Source organism: Bacillus sp. MC1252 (genome assembly GCF_056838025.1).
Genome location: NZ_CM166369.1, coordinates 917676 through 932485, shown reverse-complemented (window position 1 = coordinate 932485; position 14810 = coordinate 917676). Strand labels below are relative to the sequence as shown.

11 protein-coding genes are annotated in these 14810 nt (G+C 42.1%); 2 read left to right on the top strand and 9 right to left on the bottom strand.

Annotation, left to right across the window (positions count from 1 at the left end; genetic code table 11):
- Positions 1–180 precede the first annotated feature (180 nt).
- The 3 genes from ACYH0L_RS04625 to ACYH0L_RS04615 form a co-directional block, all read right to left on the bottom strand.
- Positions 181–1773 carry a PucR family transcriptional regulator gene (locus ACYH0L_RS04625; protein ID WP_230030985.1) on the bottom strand — a complete coding sequence of 531 codons (1593 nt, stop codon included), beginning with the start codon at positions 1771–1773 and terminating at the stop codon, positions 181–183.
- A gap of 28 nt (positions 1774–1801) precedes the next feature.
- Positions 1802–2719 (bottom strand): AEC family transporter, encoded by a 918-nt coding sequence (locus ACYH0L_RS04620; RefSeq protein WP_249705397.1) that lies wholly within the window; start codon positions 2717–2719, stop codon positions 1802–1804.
- 88 nt (positions 2720–2807) lie between these two features.
- Positions 2808–3224, bottom strand: coding sequence for a VOC family protein (locus ACYH0L_RS04615; RefSeq protein ID WP_099728217.1), 417 nt, complete (start codon positions 3222–3224; stop codon positions 2808–2810).
- A gap of 167 nt (positions 3225–3391) precedes the next feature.
- On the opposite strand from ACYH0L_RS04615, the gene ACYH0L_RS04610 reads away from it, so the two are divergent.
- Entirely contained in the window at positions 3392–3808 is a 417-nt protein-coding gene (locus ACYH0L_RS04610) for a hypothetical protein (RefSeq protein WP_099728218.1), read from the top strand.
- 45 nt (positions 3809–3853) lie between these two features.
- On the opposite strand, the gene ACYH0L_RS04605 is transcribed toward ACYH0L_RS04610, so the two are convergent.
- From ACYH0L_RS04605 to ACYH0L_RS04595, 3 genes are all read right to left on the bottom strand, one after another.
- The gene (locus ACYH0L_RS04605) at positions 3854–5392 is read right to left on the bottom strand and encodes a bifunctional GNAT family N-acetyltransferase/carbon-nitrogen hydrolase family protein (RefSeq protein ID WP_099728219.1); all 1539 of its coding nucleotides are present in this window, start codon (positions 5390–5392) and stop codon (positions 3854–3856) included.
- A gap of 15 nt (positions 5393–5407) precedes the next feature.
- Positions 5408–6073 (bottom strand): HAD family hydrolase, encoded by a 666-nt coding sequence (locus tag ACYH0L_RS04600; protein WP_099728252.1) that lies wholly within the window; start codon positions 6071–6073, stop codon positions 5408–5410.
- A gap of 309 nt (positions 6074–6382) precedes the next feature.
- Positions 6383–6733 carry a DUF5365 family protein gene (locus tag ACYH0L_RS04595; protein ID WP_327925494.1) on the bottom strand — a complete coding sequence of 117 codons (351 nt, stop codon included), beginning with the start codon at positions 6731–6733 and terminating at the stop codon, positions 6383–6385.
- Between the two features lie 109 nt (positions 6734–6842).
- On the opposite strand from ACYH0L_RS04595, the gene ACYH0L_RS04590 reads away from it, so the two are divergent.
- Entirely contained in the window at positions 6843–7751 is a 909-nt protein-coding gene (locus tag ACYH0L_RS04590; RefSeq protein ID WP_230030990.1) for an RluA family pseudouridine synthase, read from the top strand.
- Between the two features lie 41 nt (positions 7752–7792).
- Here the strand turns inward: ACYH0L_RS04590 and ACYH0L_RS04585 are convergent, their stop codons facing one another.
- From ACYH0L_RS04585 to ACYH0L_RS04575, 3 genes are all read right to left on the bottom strand, one after another.
- On the bottom strand, positions 7793–8359 hold the full coding sequence (locus ACYH0L_RS04585; protein ID WP_230030991.1) for a class D sortase: 567 nt from the start codon (positions 8357–8359) through the stop codon (positions 7793–7795).
- A 52-nt stretch (positions 8360–8411) separates the two neighbouring features.
- Entirely contained in the window at positions 8412–11318 is a 2907-nt protein-coding gene (locus tag ACYH0L_RS04580; RefSeq protein WP_327925496.1) for a 5'-nucleotidase C-terminal domain-containing protein, read from the bottom strand.
- Between the two features lie 86 nt (positions 11319–11404).
- The gene (locus ACYH0L_RS04575) at positions 11405–14788 is read right to left on the bottom strand and encodes a CheR family methyltransferase (protein WP_482354401.1); all 3384 of its coding nucleotides are present in this window, start codon (positions 14786–14788) and stop codon (positions 11405–11407) included.
- Between the last annotated feature and the right edge of the window lie 22 nt (positions 14789–14810).

Below are 14810 nucleotides of genomic sequence, written 5' to 3'. Positions count from 1 at the left end.
TCATTATATGGATGAAAAGTGAGGCATATGAAACTGAAACAAGGCCGCCTCTAAGAGAGACCAATTGTTACTTTCATTATAAAAAAGGGGCCGGGCAGATTACATTAGACAGATCGTCAACTGATTGAAAAGAACCATAAGACATTCTACTTGCTGCATTCGTAAATCTAACAAATCTCATTAACGGCGATTCCCTTGCAAAAATTCATAAGCGAGGATCGCAAATTCAAGCGCTTGGCGTTTCGGTGCTTGCATCATATCCTCTCCAAGCAAAGCATGCAATTTATCCAATCTATGATAAAGTGTCTGCCTGACAATATAGAGCTGGCTTGCTGTTTCTTTTTTAGATCCGTTCGTCTGCAAAAAGATATTCAGCGTTTGATAGAGCCTACCGTTATTTTGCTTATCATATAAAATCACCGGCTCTAAATACTCCTTTACCATGCATTCTAATAGACCGCTTTCCTTCATAACAGGCATGAGACGGAGCAGATGTAAATCTTGATAAAACGGGCTTTCCACTCGGTGCGGCATTACTTTTTTTAAATGGAGCACTTCTTTCGCTGCTTGAAAGCTTTTTCTCATATGCTGAAACTGTTCACAATATTGACCGATGCCAAAATTGATTACGGTTCCGCGAGGCTGCTCACGATCATATAATTGCCTCATTTCATTTGCTGCCTTCTCTACTCGCTCCTTCCAGTCCTCTACCTTTCTCGTGTTCAATAAAATAAACAAGGTTTGTCCTTGATGCTCATAAGCGATCAGATGGAAACCGGCACGCTGAAAGATGGAACGGCAAGATACGAGAAAGTAAAGATTTCCTGCAATTTCTTCGATTTGATGATGTTTTTGAAAGAGCATGACTACACAGCCGGTTGGTTTTTTCAGTCCTTCCGTTTCTTCAAGATGCTCTAAAATGTCTCTTTCTGTATGCTCTTCTTGGAACCATTTTTGCAGCCATTCATTCTCTTTTGTCTTCTTCAGTTCTTCAGTATAAAGCTCTCTTAAGGTTTGCTGGGCAAGGGCATTCGCTCCCTTATCCATCACGAGCAGTTCAAATTCTGAGAGTGTGTTCGATTGATGAATGAGCACAAGATCTGCAAATGTCTGTTTGAGTGCGAGGACTTGTTTTTGAGTCACTTCGTATCCTTTTGGCAAGGAAGCATACTGCAAATAATTCATGACAAGCTCTTCAGTTTGTTTGGAAGAATCACATAAAATAATCGGCTCGCCTTGAACGGGTATGAGTAAAAGAATTCCTCTTAAGTGCTGATACACTTGATCTAAAATATCCATCTGCGGATGAGGGGTCAGTAAAAGCTCATTCAGCTTTGATGATAGTGCTTCTAAGTCGGCCATCATTTGATACTGGCGCTCGATCATCATCGTATGAAGATGCTGCGTGATGTTGACGAATTTCACTTCTTTTGTAAACAGAATAAGTGGAAAATCTCTTTCTTCTGCATAGGCCATCAGTTCTTCCGGCACATCGAAGCGCAGCGGAACAAATTCAATACACAAGCCGGCTGCACCTGAGTCAATCAGCTGCCTTAAAAACTCTTTAAACACATCCAATTGATCATGGAAACCTGCGGCCGTTGTTAATATAAGCTCGCCCCCATTTAACAAATCCTCTACAGCAGGCACTTCTAACACATGTATCCATTTGACCTGCCGAAACAGTCCCTTTTCCCCAGCTAATACTTTCGCATGCGTAAAATACTTCGTTTTCAACACATCACTCACTTGAAAATGAACATCTGTATTCATTCATATGTCCCCCTTTGTTTGCCGTCCCCTATCCCAGAGGGTGCATGGATAAAATCCATAATAAAACAGGTAAAGTGACGATACTTAAGATTGTACTGAGAAACGTTGTGCTTGAGACAAACTCAGGCTTCGTTCGAAATTGTACAGCCATCAGCGTTGTATTCGCTGCTGTCGGCATGGCTGCAACTAAGACCATAATTTGTTTCACCAAATCATCTACCGGTAAAATGAGCGTAAAGCCGAATGCGATCAGTGGTGAGATAAACAGCTTCAACAGCACAGCATAGGAAATATTTCGATACTCCACTTGTTTAAAAGAAATCACTGCCAGCTGCATGCCTAAAATGAGCATAATCGTCGGTATGGCCGCATCCCCAACAAGCTGAACACCCGTCATAAGCTCTTTAGGTAATGAAAGGTCAATCAGCTGAAATAATAGACCGATGAGTGCCCCATAAGCAATCGGCATCCGCAGCACTTTTTTCAAAACGACCCTTAGATTTCCCGCATCCTCTCCGCCCTTGGCTGCATAATACATGCCGATTGTACTCATGACAAGCTGCTGAAGAACCATTAAAACGATTGCTATATCTAAGCCAGCTGCTCCGAAAACAAGCAGGACAACGGGCGTACCGTAATTCCCATTATTCATAAATGCTGACGACAGAATCATGGCACAATACGTTTCATTCGAATAACCATAAATCCGAGATAAAATGAAGACACATAAAACAAGTGAAAGGCAAAGCCCTACGACAAAAATGGACAGGTACACATAGTCCATCGATACTTTGTTTTGATAAAAGGTTTCAAACGCAAGAAATGGTGACATTAAATATAAAGACATTGATGAGAGCGTATGTATGTCAAAACCAATTGCCTTCTGCCCGATATACCCTATGAGGAAAATGCCGAACACTGGCATTAAGACAAGTAAAAACTCCATGCTGCACCTACTTTTCTCTAGATGAATTCCTTATTCCTGTTGCTTCCTCATTATCATACCACTGATAAACAATAAAAAAGAAGCACCCTTATGAAAGGCCGCTTCTCTCCTCATCCATATAGAACACTTCCCACAAATGACCATCAAGATCCTGAAAGCTCCATCCATACATGAAATCATGATCCTGCTTTTCCTTAAACGGCGAACCGCCTGCTGCAATCGCTTGCTCTACCAGCTCATCAACCTCTTCTCTTGAATCGACCCGCATCGAGATAATCACCTCAGATGCCTGCTTTGCATCGACCAATTGTTTCTCTGAAATGGATTGAAAATGCTTAAGGGATAACAGCATGACGGTGATCGTGTCGTCAATGACCAAGCAAGCGGCCTGATCATTCGTAAACTGCTGTTGGAAGTCAAAGCCCAGCTGCTCAAAAAAAACCCTTGATTCCTTCACATGCTTTACCGGCAAGTTGATATACAAATGTTTCGATTGTCGTCCCATATTCCTCTCCTTTTTGAACCGATGATCTCCATTCCAGTATATTCGTCTTTTGCTTCGGCATCCCTTTGTCACATGAAAAAATAAGCGTCAAGACCCATTACCTTATTTTAACAAAAATGTATAATGAATCTCGAACACAATACTAAATGAACTAGGAGGTTTTCATTATGAAAACAATCGCAAAATCTTTAATGCTCTCCACTACTGTCCTTTTATTCGCTTCACCATTGACACAGACAGCTGATGCTGCATCTATTCAAACTAAGCAGGTCACAACAGAGAGTGATTTTCAGCTTCCTTCAATCACAGACACAATTAAACAAAACATTGAACAATCTTTTCAAAAACAAGAAAAATGGTTACAAAAATTAGAATTGATTGCAGGACAAGAAAAGCGTGAACAATTTGAACAGTTTTTCAATCAACATGTAGGACCTGATTTAAAAAGTCTTTTAGAAGAACCGGCTCTTACATGGAAGCAGGTAGATAAAACGATTTATCAATCTCTGATCAAATCAGGTGTTCCATTTTTAGCTGCCAAAAGCTTTGCTCACATTGCTACATCAGCATTAAAGAAAATGTAAACATAACAACAAGCGCCTCGCATCATAACGGGGCGCTTCTTTTCATTATTTCTTATATTCAATATGATACACATCTCTTCTACGGTCTTTCAACTGACGTACCGTTCCATCTTGCCGCTGTCTTCTCAAAATTTCTAAATCAACATCACCAACGACAACCATTTCAATATTTGGATTACATTCTCCTACAATCCCATCTCTTGCAAATTCAAAGTCAGAAGGGGCAAAAATAGCAGATTGTGCATATTGGACATCCATATTTTCGGTTTGCGGAAGATTTCCGACAGTTCCAGAGATGACTGTATAAATCTGATTTTCAACCGCTCTAGCCTGTGCACAGTAACGCACCCGTAAATAGCCTTGGCGGTCTTCTGTACAGAACGGAGTGAAAATAATTTTTGCTCCTTTGTCAGCAGCAATCCGAGCAAGCTCAGGAAATTCAATATCGTAGCAAATTTGGATCGCAATTTTGCCGCAGTCAGTATCAAATACACGGACTTGATCACCGCTTGAAATTCCCCACCATTTTCTTTCATTTGGTGTGATGTGGAGCTTATATTGTTTTTCAATCGTTCCATCACGTCTAAATAAATACGCAATATTGTAGATTTTCCCTTCCTCTTCAACGAAGTGGGACCCACCGATAATGTTAATGTTGTACTTCACAGAGAGATCTGTAAATAAATTAATGTAGTCCTCGGTATATTCCGTGATCCGTTGTACCGCAAGACTTGGTGATCGTTCTTCTAAATAAGACATGAGCTGTGTCGTGAAAATTTCTGGGAAAACGGCAAAGTCAGCCGACGCATCTGATGCGACATCAACGTAATACTCCACCTGATTCATAAATTCTTCAAAGGAATGAATTTGTTTCATCGCATATTGAATCACACAAATTCGAACCGGGAAGGCCGATTTATAATATCTTTTCGATTGCGGACGATAATCGACATTGTTCCATTCCATTAACGTCGCATATGTGCTAGACGCTTTATCATCCGGCAAGTAATTCGGATTGATCCGCATGAGACTAAATTCATTTAACAGCTGAAAAGATAAAACTGGATCATAAATTTGGTGGAGCATCACCTGCTCCACATATTGGCGAGGCGTCATTTCCTGTTGATATTTATGATAATTCGGGATACGTCCGCCAATGATGATGCTTTTTAAATTTAATCTTCTCGCTAAATCTTTTCTAGCTTCATACAAACGATGACCAATTTTCATGCGGCGGTACTCAGGACTAACCATCACTTCGATTCCATACATGTTCATTCCATCTGGATTATGATTCGTGATGTACCCATCATCTGTAATGTCCTGCCAAGTGTGCCGATCATCGTATTCATCAAAGTTAATTAATAAACTTGAACAAGAGCCAATGATTTCTCCCTCAAATTCCGCACAAAACTGTCCTTCCGGAAAATGCTCGAGATGACTTTCAAGATGCTCTCGTTTCCAAGGATCCATGCCCGGAAAGCATACCTCTTGCAGCGCAATGATTCGGTCAATATCCTCTTCCCTGATATTACGGATCACCATTCTTTTTTCAAAACGCGTTAAATCTAGTTTTTCTGCCATGACGTCTTTGCCCCCTTACTGGTCCTCTTTTTCAAGCTGATGGAATAGCTGGAGCAATTCGATTTCAGCCATGGATTCTAATCTGACATCATATTCTTCAAATTGCAGCGTGCTCGTCACTTTGTTTGGCACGATGACACATTTCATGCCTGCTCGTTTGGCAGCAACTGAGCCATTCACAGAATCCTCAAATGCCACGCAATCTTTCGGCTCTACACCTAAGCAGCTTGCGGTTTGCAAATAAAGTTCTGGATTTGGTTTGACTTCTTCCACATCATCAGCCGTGCGGATACATTCAAAGTAATCGAAAAGACCAATTTGCTTCAGGTGATCAGACACCCATTTATAATCTGAGCTGGAGGCAAGTCCAATCTTAATCCCTAGCTCCTTAGCTGCTTCTAAATAAGCTTCTACGCCAGGTCTTGCTGATTCGTCCTTCATTCTCTTTTGAAAACGGGAACGCCGGTCCGCTGTGAGAGCCTCATGATCTAGCGTCTTCCCTAACTGCTCTTCCAAATATTCAAATGGCTTAAAGCCTGCCTGCGTCCCAATCACATTACCCCATACAGAAAGAGGCAGCTCCGATTCATGCTCCGCAAACATTTCCTGTAAAACTTCATATTCATGTGTTTCTGTATCTAAAATTAATCCGTCAAAATCAAATATAATCGCCTTTACCAACGAGGCCACTCCTTTTTTTACGAAAGTCTGAAACATGATACTCACTGCTATCATATCGTGAATAAAATTGACTTTCAAAGATGAATGTCTGCTAAAATGATTATGTATAAAAGGAGCCTGCATCGTTTTGTCAGGCTCCTATCATGTTCGATTCATTCTGCAAGAGGTCCAAGCGCTCCGATTCGTGGAGAAATAAGCAATGTTGAAAAAGAGCGGGTTTGGTATTACAGATTTTGAAGGTTTCTCCGTTCCCTTAAAAATAGTATGTGCGACCACCTTGTAAGTTAACAAGGAAGTTCACACCAACTTTTACGCATTTTGAAGGTGGCGGCTCACAAAATCGTCTAAGTCAAACGGAAAAGAAAAGCCGCACGCATTGACCTGCTCACGGTTCCGCTCGAATAACTCACGATCTTGTTTTGTTACATGACGTTTAGGTTTTAAAATAATGGTATGTAATAGCTGAAGACCCGATAAAATACGAAAAGCATCATCCATCGTCCCGTTATAAACCCCATCAATGAATGTAAGCGGGCGCTGTTTTTGACGCGCTTCCTGCTGCTCTTCATTGACAACATGGGATAAAAGATCTTCAACATCCTTTGATATTTCTTCAATTGCCTGCTCCTGCAGGTCTGTAGCAGCTTTCATTAATCTCACGTGACATCTACCTCTCTGTCGTTATTTCTCCATTCAGAATAGCACAGAAAAAAAGGCGTTCGCCAAGGTAAGTGTTTCCTATATATACCCAAAGAGAGGAATCGATATCATGTCAATAAAAGGACACACGCTCTCACTAAAAGTAGGTGAGCAGCAGCATGGCGCTTCATTGAGTCATTTTTTAAAAACAGAAGTGTCTGCTTCTAAACCGATCATCCATTTTTGGATGGAGCATCATAAAATACGTTTAAACCAGAAGCCTGCCCTTCACGCAGCAAAAGTCAGTACAGGTGACCAGATCATCATCGATTTATTTGAAACGGAAGAAAGTGATGTCACGCCAGAATATGGTGAATTAGAGGTGCTCTTTGAGGACGAGCATTTATTGATTGTGCAAAAGCCAGCTGGTCGACCGACGCACCCGAATGAAAAAGGACAAATGGGCACACTGGCCAACCTAGTCGCCTTCCACTTTCAAGCAAATGGGGAAGAGAAGCGGGTGAGACATATACACAGGCTTGATCAAGACACAAGCGGCACCGTCATTTTTGCAAAGCACAGGCTAGCACATGCTGTCCTTGATCAAATGCTTTCTAAAAAAACGATTAACAGAACATACATCGCCATCGCAGAAGGACTGTTCAAGAAAAAGAAAGGCACCGTCAATGCGGCAATCGGCCGTGACAAGCACCATGCAGTCAGACGGAGAATCTCTCCTACTGGACAAAGTGCTGTGACTCATTTTCAGGTCATTGAAAACAATAAACACCTACAAATGACAGCCGTCAAGCTTCAATTAGAAACGGGAAGGACGCATCAAATTCGTGTCCATCTTAGCAGCCTCGGGCACCCTTTAGCTGGAGATACATTATACGGGGGTATACGTGATCGGATAAAAAGATGTGCCCTTCACGCCAAAAAAATAGACATGAAACACCCATTTACAGGTGAGCATCTCACCATAGAGGCGCCGCTTCCACCTGATATGGCAGAGCTAATGGACAAGATCATCCATTAAACGAACAAGAGCCTGCATATGAACAGCAGGCTCTTGTTCCATTATGCAGATGCTCTTTTTGCATAAATAATGTACCGCTCTGGTGCATTGCCGACAAAATGGAATGGATAGCATGTAGTTAACACCAGCTCTTCTTTTTCATTCTGCAAGGTGATAATGGATGTATCATGCTGATTCACAATTTTCGTATGCGTGATTTCATAAACAAACTCACCATACGGCACAGTGATTTTCAGCTGATCCCCAATGTCCAGCTCCCCTGTCCGGCGAAACACCGTATCCCGGTGACCTGACAGAACGATTTGTCCATTCTGATCAGGGTAATAACTGCCTTTATAATGCCCTACTCCTTTGGCAAGGTCGTCCGCATCTGTCCCCTCGACAATGGGAAGATCTGCTTTTAATTTCGGAATCGTCAAGATGCCAGCAGCTTTCCCCATTTGAGGAGCAAACTGCTTCTTTGACATCCCTTGATCGACCGCTACGGCCTTCTTCGCTTCTTCTAATGATTGTGCTGTTTGAAGATGAGTAGAGGCGATTTGCCAAATTCCCCAGCCGAGCAGGACAATACCTGCTGTCATCACAGTAAGTGCCAGCCACTTTTTCATGCTTAAGCTCCTTTGTTTGATGAACCATTACATTTTATTTAGATGATACCCTTCAGCTTGCTGCTGCCTTTTCTTCTTGTTTTGCTTTTTGAATGCGTCCCTCTTTTTGATACACAATGGAAGCACCCTCAAAGCTCTTCACAAAGGCAACGGTTGCTTCTAAATCTTCTGGGCCCGTTTCAGCGTTTTTCCCTAGCCGGCCTATCGGCGCATACTTACTTCCAGTTGCGGTTGCCATGAAGTTATTCACCGTGAGTGTATACGTTTGATCGAAAGCAACGGCTGAACCATCTGGCAGCTTCAAGTCGACTACTTGATATGTTAACGGATCATAGGAATATGAAAAACCCGAAATGCTATAATCTGGCCCAAATTGAGGAGATATTTGTGCTTCAATGATCTCAACCAAGTCCTTCCCCTTAATCTCCAGCTTGACTAAAACATTGCCAAATGGCTGAATATTAAAGAGATCTCCCCAAGTAATCGGCCCTTTTTCGAGGTTTTGCCTGATGCCACCGCCATTCATCATGGCAAAGTCACTTTTCATTGAATATCTCATGCCATCCGCAATGAGGTTACCGAGCGGTGTATCTCCATCATTTGAATACCCGCCTTCCATTTTTACGCCTGCTTCTCCAACAACCTCACTAATGATTGGCTCAACTTCTTTTCCGTAATGAGCTAAAATAGCGGCTGCTTCCTTGTCTTTTTCAATACTAGATTGGTCTACATACTGGATATTGGCACTCTTTTTCACAATGTCCTTCGTTTTCCGGTCAAGTGTGACACTCACTTCGCCAATGGCTTTCCCATATTCAAAGGCTTGAACGATTAGTTTCCCATTGACTTCTCCATTGACCACTTCGTGATTATGTCCTGCAAAAATGACATCAATTTCATCATCACCTTCTTTGGCAAGCTTCGCACTCTCCCCAGTAATGGTATCGCCATTTTGAGAGGCTGTCATATGAGCCAGCACTGCAATGGCTTTGACCCCTTTTTGCTTTAGTTCCGTCGTTGCTTCATTGACGGCTTTCACTTCATCTGTAAACTGAATGTCTTTAATCCCTTCTGGCATCACCATTCCTGCGGCTGACTTCGTCACAACACCGATAAATGCCACAGGAATTCCTTCGACATCTATGATTTCATAGGCAGGTAAAAGCGGTTTGCCAGTATCCTTGTATTCACAGTTCGCACAAACGAGCGGAAAGTTCTGGCCATCATACCCCTTTGTGCCTTTAGGGTGATCTCCGCCATTTAAGATACGCAATAGCTCGTCTACGCCTTCATCAAATTCATGATTGCCGACCGTGCCAACATCAAAGCCAATGTTCTCCATGAGTTCAACTGTTGGTTCATCTTGCAGCAGAGAAGATACCGGAGAGCTTCCACCAATCATATCCCCTGCATGGACCGTAATTGTATTTTTGTGTGCTGCTTGTTTTTGTTTCATATATGCCGCCACATAATCCATTCGTCCGTACATTCCTTTACTGCCATCACCTTTTATATCCAGCTCGTATTCTTGATCGATTTTACCATGTAAATCATTTATGCTTAAAATCGTTAATGGTACTTTGCTGGATTCCTCTGCCGGCTGATATCCAGCCTGCTCTGCTTCCTCTTTTGAAGCAAAAAAGACACGTTTATCTACGTCTACGTCTTTCCAGTTTTCAGGGGATACATAGGTTTTCGCAGATGAATCACCGACATAACGTGCGAGTCCTTTTTTCTGCTCGCGTGCTCTAAATTCAAACGGCTGTTCCAGCAGAGGATCCGCTTCGTTCCAAACACCCAGCCCTTTTTCCTTCGCTTCTTTAACTGCTTGTTGGAACGTATGATAGTCTTTTTCATCTCCAACTGGCCAGATGAAATAAGTGGGAGCATATCCTTTTTTCACAAGCTCTAAATTCGTATTGACCCCTTTTTTGGTTTTCACTTGAGCTAGCAGACGTCCGTAGCCATCCTTCGCTTCAGGGCCAATTTTTAACGTGACTTTATCACCGCTTGAAAGAAGCGTCTTTAAATAGTCAGTCGCTTGCTGTCCAAAGCGCAGTTGATTTTGATCTAATTCATTTTTTGGCTTATGATAGGTTTCAGGCGTGTCCATATTCACAAAGCGCACCTTGGTTGTACCTAGCACAGGCTTTTTTAAATGAATGGTATCTCCATCCACCACACGGTCAACCGTTGAATGATATTCTTTCTTGATTTTCGGCGGCTTTGGCTGGCGTTTCAGCAGTTTGACATCATCCTTGTGTCTTGGAAGCATCTGCAGCGTATCGTACCTGCTTAAAACCCCTGTAAACTCATACCATTTCCCTGTCTTCACCTGATCAATGGCACCTGTATCAGCCATCACTCTAAGGATAGTACTGTGATATTTTTTATCTATGATGACCACATTATATCCACCGCCAGCAGGCTGATCCGGCTTTGATTCCACGTAGCCTTTTACCTTCACGAGTCTTCCTTCATATTTACCTGCCTGATCCGTTTCCAGTTGTTGAATGGAGACTCGTTTCGGCGCTGGCAATGTTTGATTCACAGCATCTACCTTCAGGCGGTTTTGAACTGGCACAATTTCGATCAGCCCTTTATAAGACGCAACCTTGCCAGTCACCGTCACCTTCATGCCGGCTTTCAGTTCCGGGAAACTTTTAGGCTGCGCTGAATAAATATTGATTCCAGCTGTTTTGTCTTGAATATATGTTGATAGTTTCCCATTGCCTATAGCGGATTGATCTGCTGTCACAATTCCGCTCACCGTAACCGTCTCTCCTATCAGCTGACGGGCTTTCTTGATATTCATTGGCTTCATTTGTTTCCACACAGTTTCCTTCTTCTCAGATGCCCCTGCCTGCTCTGCTGCCATCATGCCAGGCAGTAAGGATTGCAGACTAAAGATCACCAAAACCAAACAACAGATCATTCGAATTGATAGAATACGTTTCATTAGATCTCTCCCCTTTGAACTTCATCTCTCATAGTGTACAAAGTAAATATTGATGTTGAATGGATTTCATGTAAAACTTATCTCCATCAACTCATTGGAAACGAAATAATCACCCGTGTCCCCTCAAAGCTTTTGCTTTCAAAACGAATGGTGCCGCCATGGCTTTCAATGATTTTAATGGTCATCATCAATCCAAGGCCCGTCCCTTTTTCTTTCGTTGTATAAAAAGGTTCACCCAGTTTCCCCATTTCGTCTTCTGGTATGCCCTTTCCTTGGTCTTCAAATATCAACATCATTTGATTATTTTTCAGTACCGAGGTCACTTGGATGACACCTGTCACGCCATCCATGGCTTCAATTCCGTTTTTAAGGATGTTCAGGAAAACTTGTTTCAATTCATTCGGTATGCCTTGAATGTTTGGCAGTGACGGAGACAGGTTTTTTTGAATGGACACGCCTTTTAAGACCGCCTGCGATTCAACGACCATGATGACTTCTTCGAGCAGAAGATTGACATGTACCGGCTCGAATTTCACAGATTTGTTTCTAGAAAGCACTAGGAATTCGTTAATAATCGCCTCAAGCCGATTAAACTCTGACATCATCACATCTGCATAATCCTTTTGATACTTTTTACTTTGAATCATCAGCTGTAAAAATCCCTTTAACGACGTAAGCGGGTTACGTATCTCATGGGCAATGCCGGCTGCAAGCTGGCCTACTGCCGACAGCATCTCAGACTTCATCAGCATCTTCTCTGACTGCTTTTGATTTGTAATATCCTCTGAAATACGCATCACGGTTGCCTGCATTTTGTTAGGATCATCAATTCGATGTAAAGAGACTCTCTCCCATCGTTCGCGTCCTGACAAATCCTGAAAGTACAGCTCACCTGTCCAGCTGCCATCTCTTAAACAAACCTCCCATTGCTTCGCTAAATCGTCACATTGACATAGCGAATGGTAGACAGAAAAAATATCTTTGCCGATAAGGTCATATTCATGCTGCTGTACAAACTGACAAAAGCGCTGATTCACACATTGGATAGTGCCTTCCTCTGTTGCGACAACAATATGAATATGGCTGTTATCAAGCGCTGTCACCGCAAGATGAAGTGACTGTTTCATTTTCGTCATTTCCGTCATTTTGATCCATGTCATCACCGCCCCCTCATGATCCTGATCATAGATAGGTGTAATGTGAACAGTGAATTGTTCTCCTTCGTTCGTTTCAATTTCACGTTCGATCACGCGCCTGTCCGATATGACGGATTGAATATCATGATAAAGCGTTTCCTGCGTTAGTTTCTTAGCCATCGACTGAAAGGATTGCTGGTGCCTTATTTGAGCTGAAGTAAATAAAGAGGCAGCTGTAGGAGTGTAATAGCGAATATTCATGTCCCGGTCCACAAACAACGTCGCAAGCTCTGGCTTCACAGAGGGGCGGTACAGTTCTTCTCTTGTCACCTTTAAGTTGTTTATGATATTAATAAAATGTTCGTGTTTTTTCTCAAGCTCCTCTATTTGCGTGTTTTTCGCTTTTAATTGAGCCCTTGCCTCTTGCTCTTTTTGTTTGACTTCATTGAGTTCATTTTCTAAATCGACAATACGCTGTTGATAGACTGAATTCTGATCTAGCATCCCTTTGTCCCTGCCGTTCTTTTGATTTTTTCCTCTCTCATTCATCCGAATAAGAATGACGTATACTCCCTTAAAACGGCGGTCAAAACTTTTCACGGTAAAATCTGCATACTGCTTTCTGCCTTTTTCCGAAATGAGGACGTGCTGAAACACAACCTCTGTCTCATCTGTCCACACCTTTTGAAAGGTTTGGCTCAACATCTCTTTCATATAATCAGGTATCACATATTCACATGATTGATCTGGCACTTCTGTATGCTCTAGGAAAGAATAGGCACCCTTCGATATCGCCAGGATTTTGTCACAATCATTGATCACCATGCATGCGTCATAATCCTTCCTCACTTCTTGCATATATTGTGCAGCTCGCTCTTTTAACTCCTCCACATAACGAGCATCATGTGTCCAAGGTACATTGTATTTAGCAACGTTTGAATGGGTGTAAATGTTCCACTTTTCATTGAATAAATGAAACAAATGAGGGATATTGGGTACAGTTTCATTTGGCCCTAATATCAACATCCCTTGATCATTTAAAGCATATTGGAATCGGGACAACACTCGTTTTTGTATTTCTGGCTGGAAGTACATCAGAACATTTCGGCAACTGATAAAATCGAGGTGGATAAAAGGTGAATCGATCAATAAATTGTGAGGAGCAAAGACAATATGTTTTCTAAGCGACTGCTTCACAATAAAAGCGTCACCTTTTTTTTCGAAATATCGCACCCGCCATTTTTCCGGCATTCTTGCCATAGACTCTACCGAGTAAAGACCTTTACTAGCCATTTGAATGGCTTTCCGGTTGATGTCTGTTGCAAACACTTGAAGTTCAATGGACACTTGTCTTCGCTTCATTTCTTCTAAAAATAAAATCGTAAAGGAATAGGCTTCTTCCCCTGTGGAACATCCCGCAATCCAAATGCGGCATGGAGATTTCCCGTTTTTCATCGTATTTTCAATGATCGACGGAATGATCTTATGTTCACATACTCGAAAGGCCTCCATATCCCTAAAAAAAGAAGTCGTGCCGCTTAGAAGCTGTACATGTAAACGGTCAAGCTCATCTGGTTCCCTTTCTAATAAACGATCGTACTCTGATAATAATGAAATCGGTTGTTTTGCACTCCGCATGCGTTTTTGAATGACAGTGAGCATCCTTTTCTTTTTATAGGTTGAAAAGGCAATTCCTTTATACATTTCAAGACGTTCAATTATTCTGAGCAAGACGGGATCTGCATCATCGACATGCGGGACATTGATGATATTGGCGATATATGCCGCAAGAATTGAAGGATCTTTGAATGTTTGATGATACATGCTGTCAAAACCACTTTCTATCTCACTGCATGATAAGGCTGTACCGCCTTGCTCCACCAATTGAAGCAGTCCGCTCCCCACACAATGGCCTTTTTGAAAAAAGATCGCAAAGGCCTCTTCCTTTTGCACACTGGCAAGTGACTGAAAAAGCGAGTCGACAGAGCAGGCCTTGTTCGTTGGAAGCTGCTCTGATACGTGCAGCCGCTTGTCTTCTGTTAACATGACAAACGCATGCTGCGGACAAAAATAAATCATATTTTTCATGACTTTCTCACCATGCTTAATCGTTTTTGCCCGGTAGCCAATCGGTAAAACAAGTGATTCCAAATCAGTGATACAATCGCCCGTCACATGATTTTGTACAACAATAAAAGAGGCATTTAATTCATGTGGAAACGATTGAAAAAAAGCCTCAAGATGATGCTGTTCAAACGGCGAAACACCGATGCCAATCACTGGTGCCTGCACATGTTCGTCTTCTGTCAAACGATTAATGATTTTGTCCTGCATCTGGTACCCCCATGTTCATTCG

Bases quoted from the DNA above. Each gene is read 5' to 3' on its own strand.
- ACYH0L_RS04625 (WP_230030985.1), bottom strand. From the start codon at position 1,773: ATGAATACAGATGTTCATTTTCAAGTGAGTGATGTGTTGAAAACGAAG.
- ACYH0L_RS04620 (WP_249705397.1), bottom strand. From the start codon at position 2,719: ATGGAGTTTTTACTTGTCTTAATGCCAGTGTTCGGCATTTTCCTCATA.
- ACYH0L_RS04615 (WP_099728217.1), bottom strand. From the start codon at position 3,224: ATGGGACGACAATCGAAACATTTGTATATCAACTTGCCGGTAAAGCAT.
- ACYH0L_RS04610 (WP_099728218.1), top strand. From the start codon at position 3,392: ATGAAAACAATCGCAAAATCTTTAATGCTCTCCACTACTGTCCTTTTA.
- ACYH0L_RS04605 (WP_099728219.1), bottom strand. From the start codon at position 5,392: ATGGCAGAAAAACTAGATTTAACGCGTTTTGAAAAAAGAATGGTGATC.
- ACYH0L_RS04590 (WP_230030990.1), top strand. From the start codon at position 6,843: ATGTCAATAAAAGGACACACGCTCTCACTAAAAGTAGGTGAGCAGCAG.
- ACYH0L_RS04585 (WP_230030991.1), bottom strand. From the start codon at position 8,359: ATGAAAAAGTGGCTGGCACTTACTGTGATGACAGCAGGTATTGTCCTG.
- ACYH0L_RS04580 (WP_327925496.1), bottom strand. From the start codon at position 11,318: ATGAAACGTATTCTATCAATTCGAATGATCTGTTGTTTGGTTTTGGTG.
- ACYH0L_RS04575 (WP_482354401.1), bottom strand. From the start codon at position 14,788: ATGCAGGACAAAATCATTAATCGTTTGACAGAAGACGAACATGTGCAG.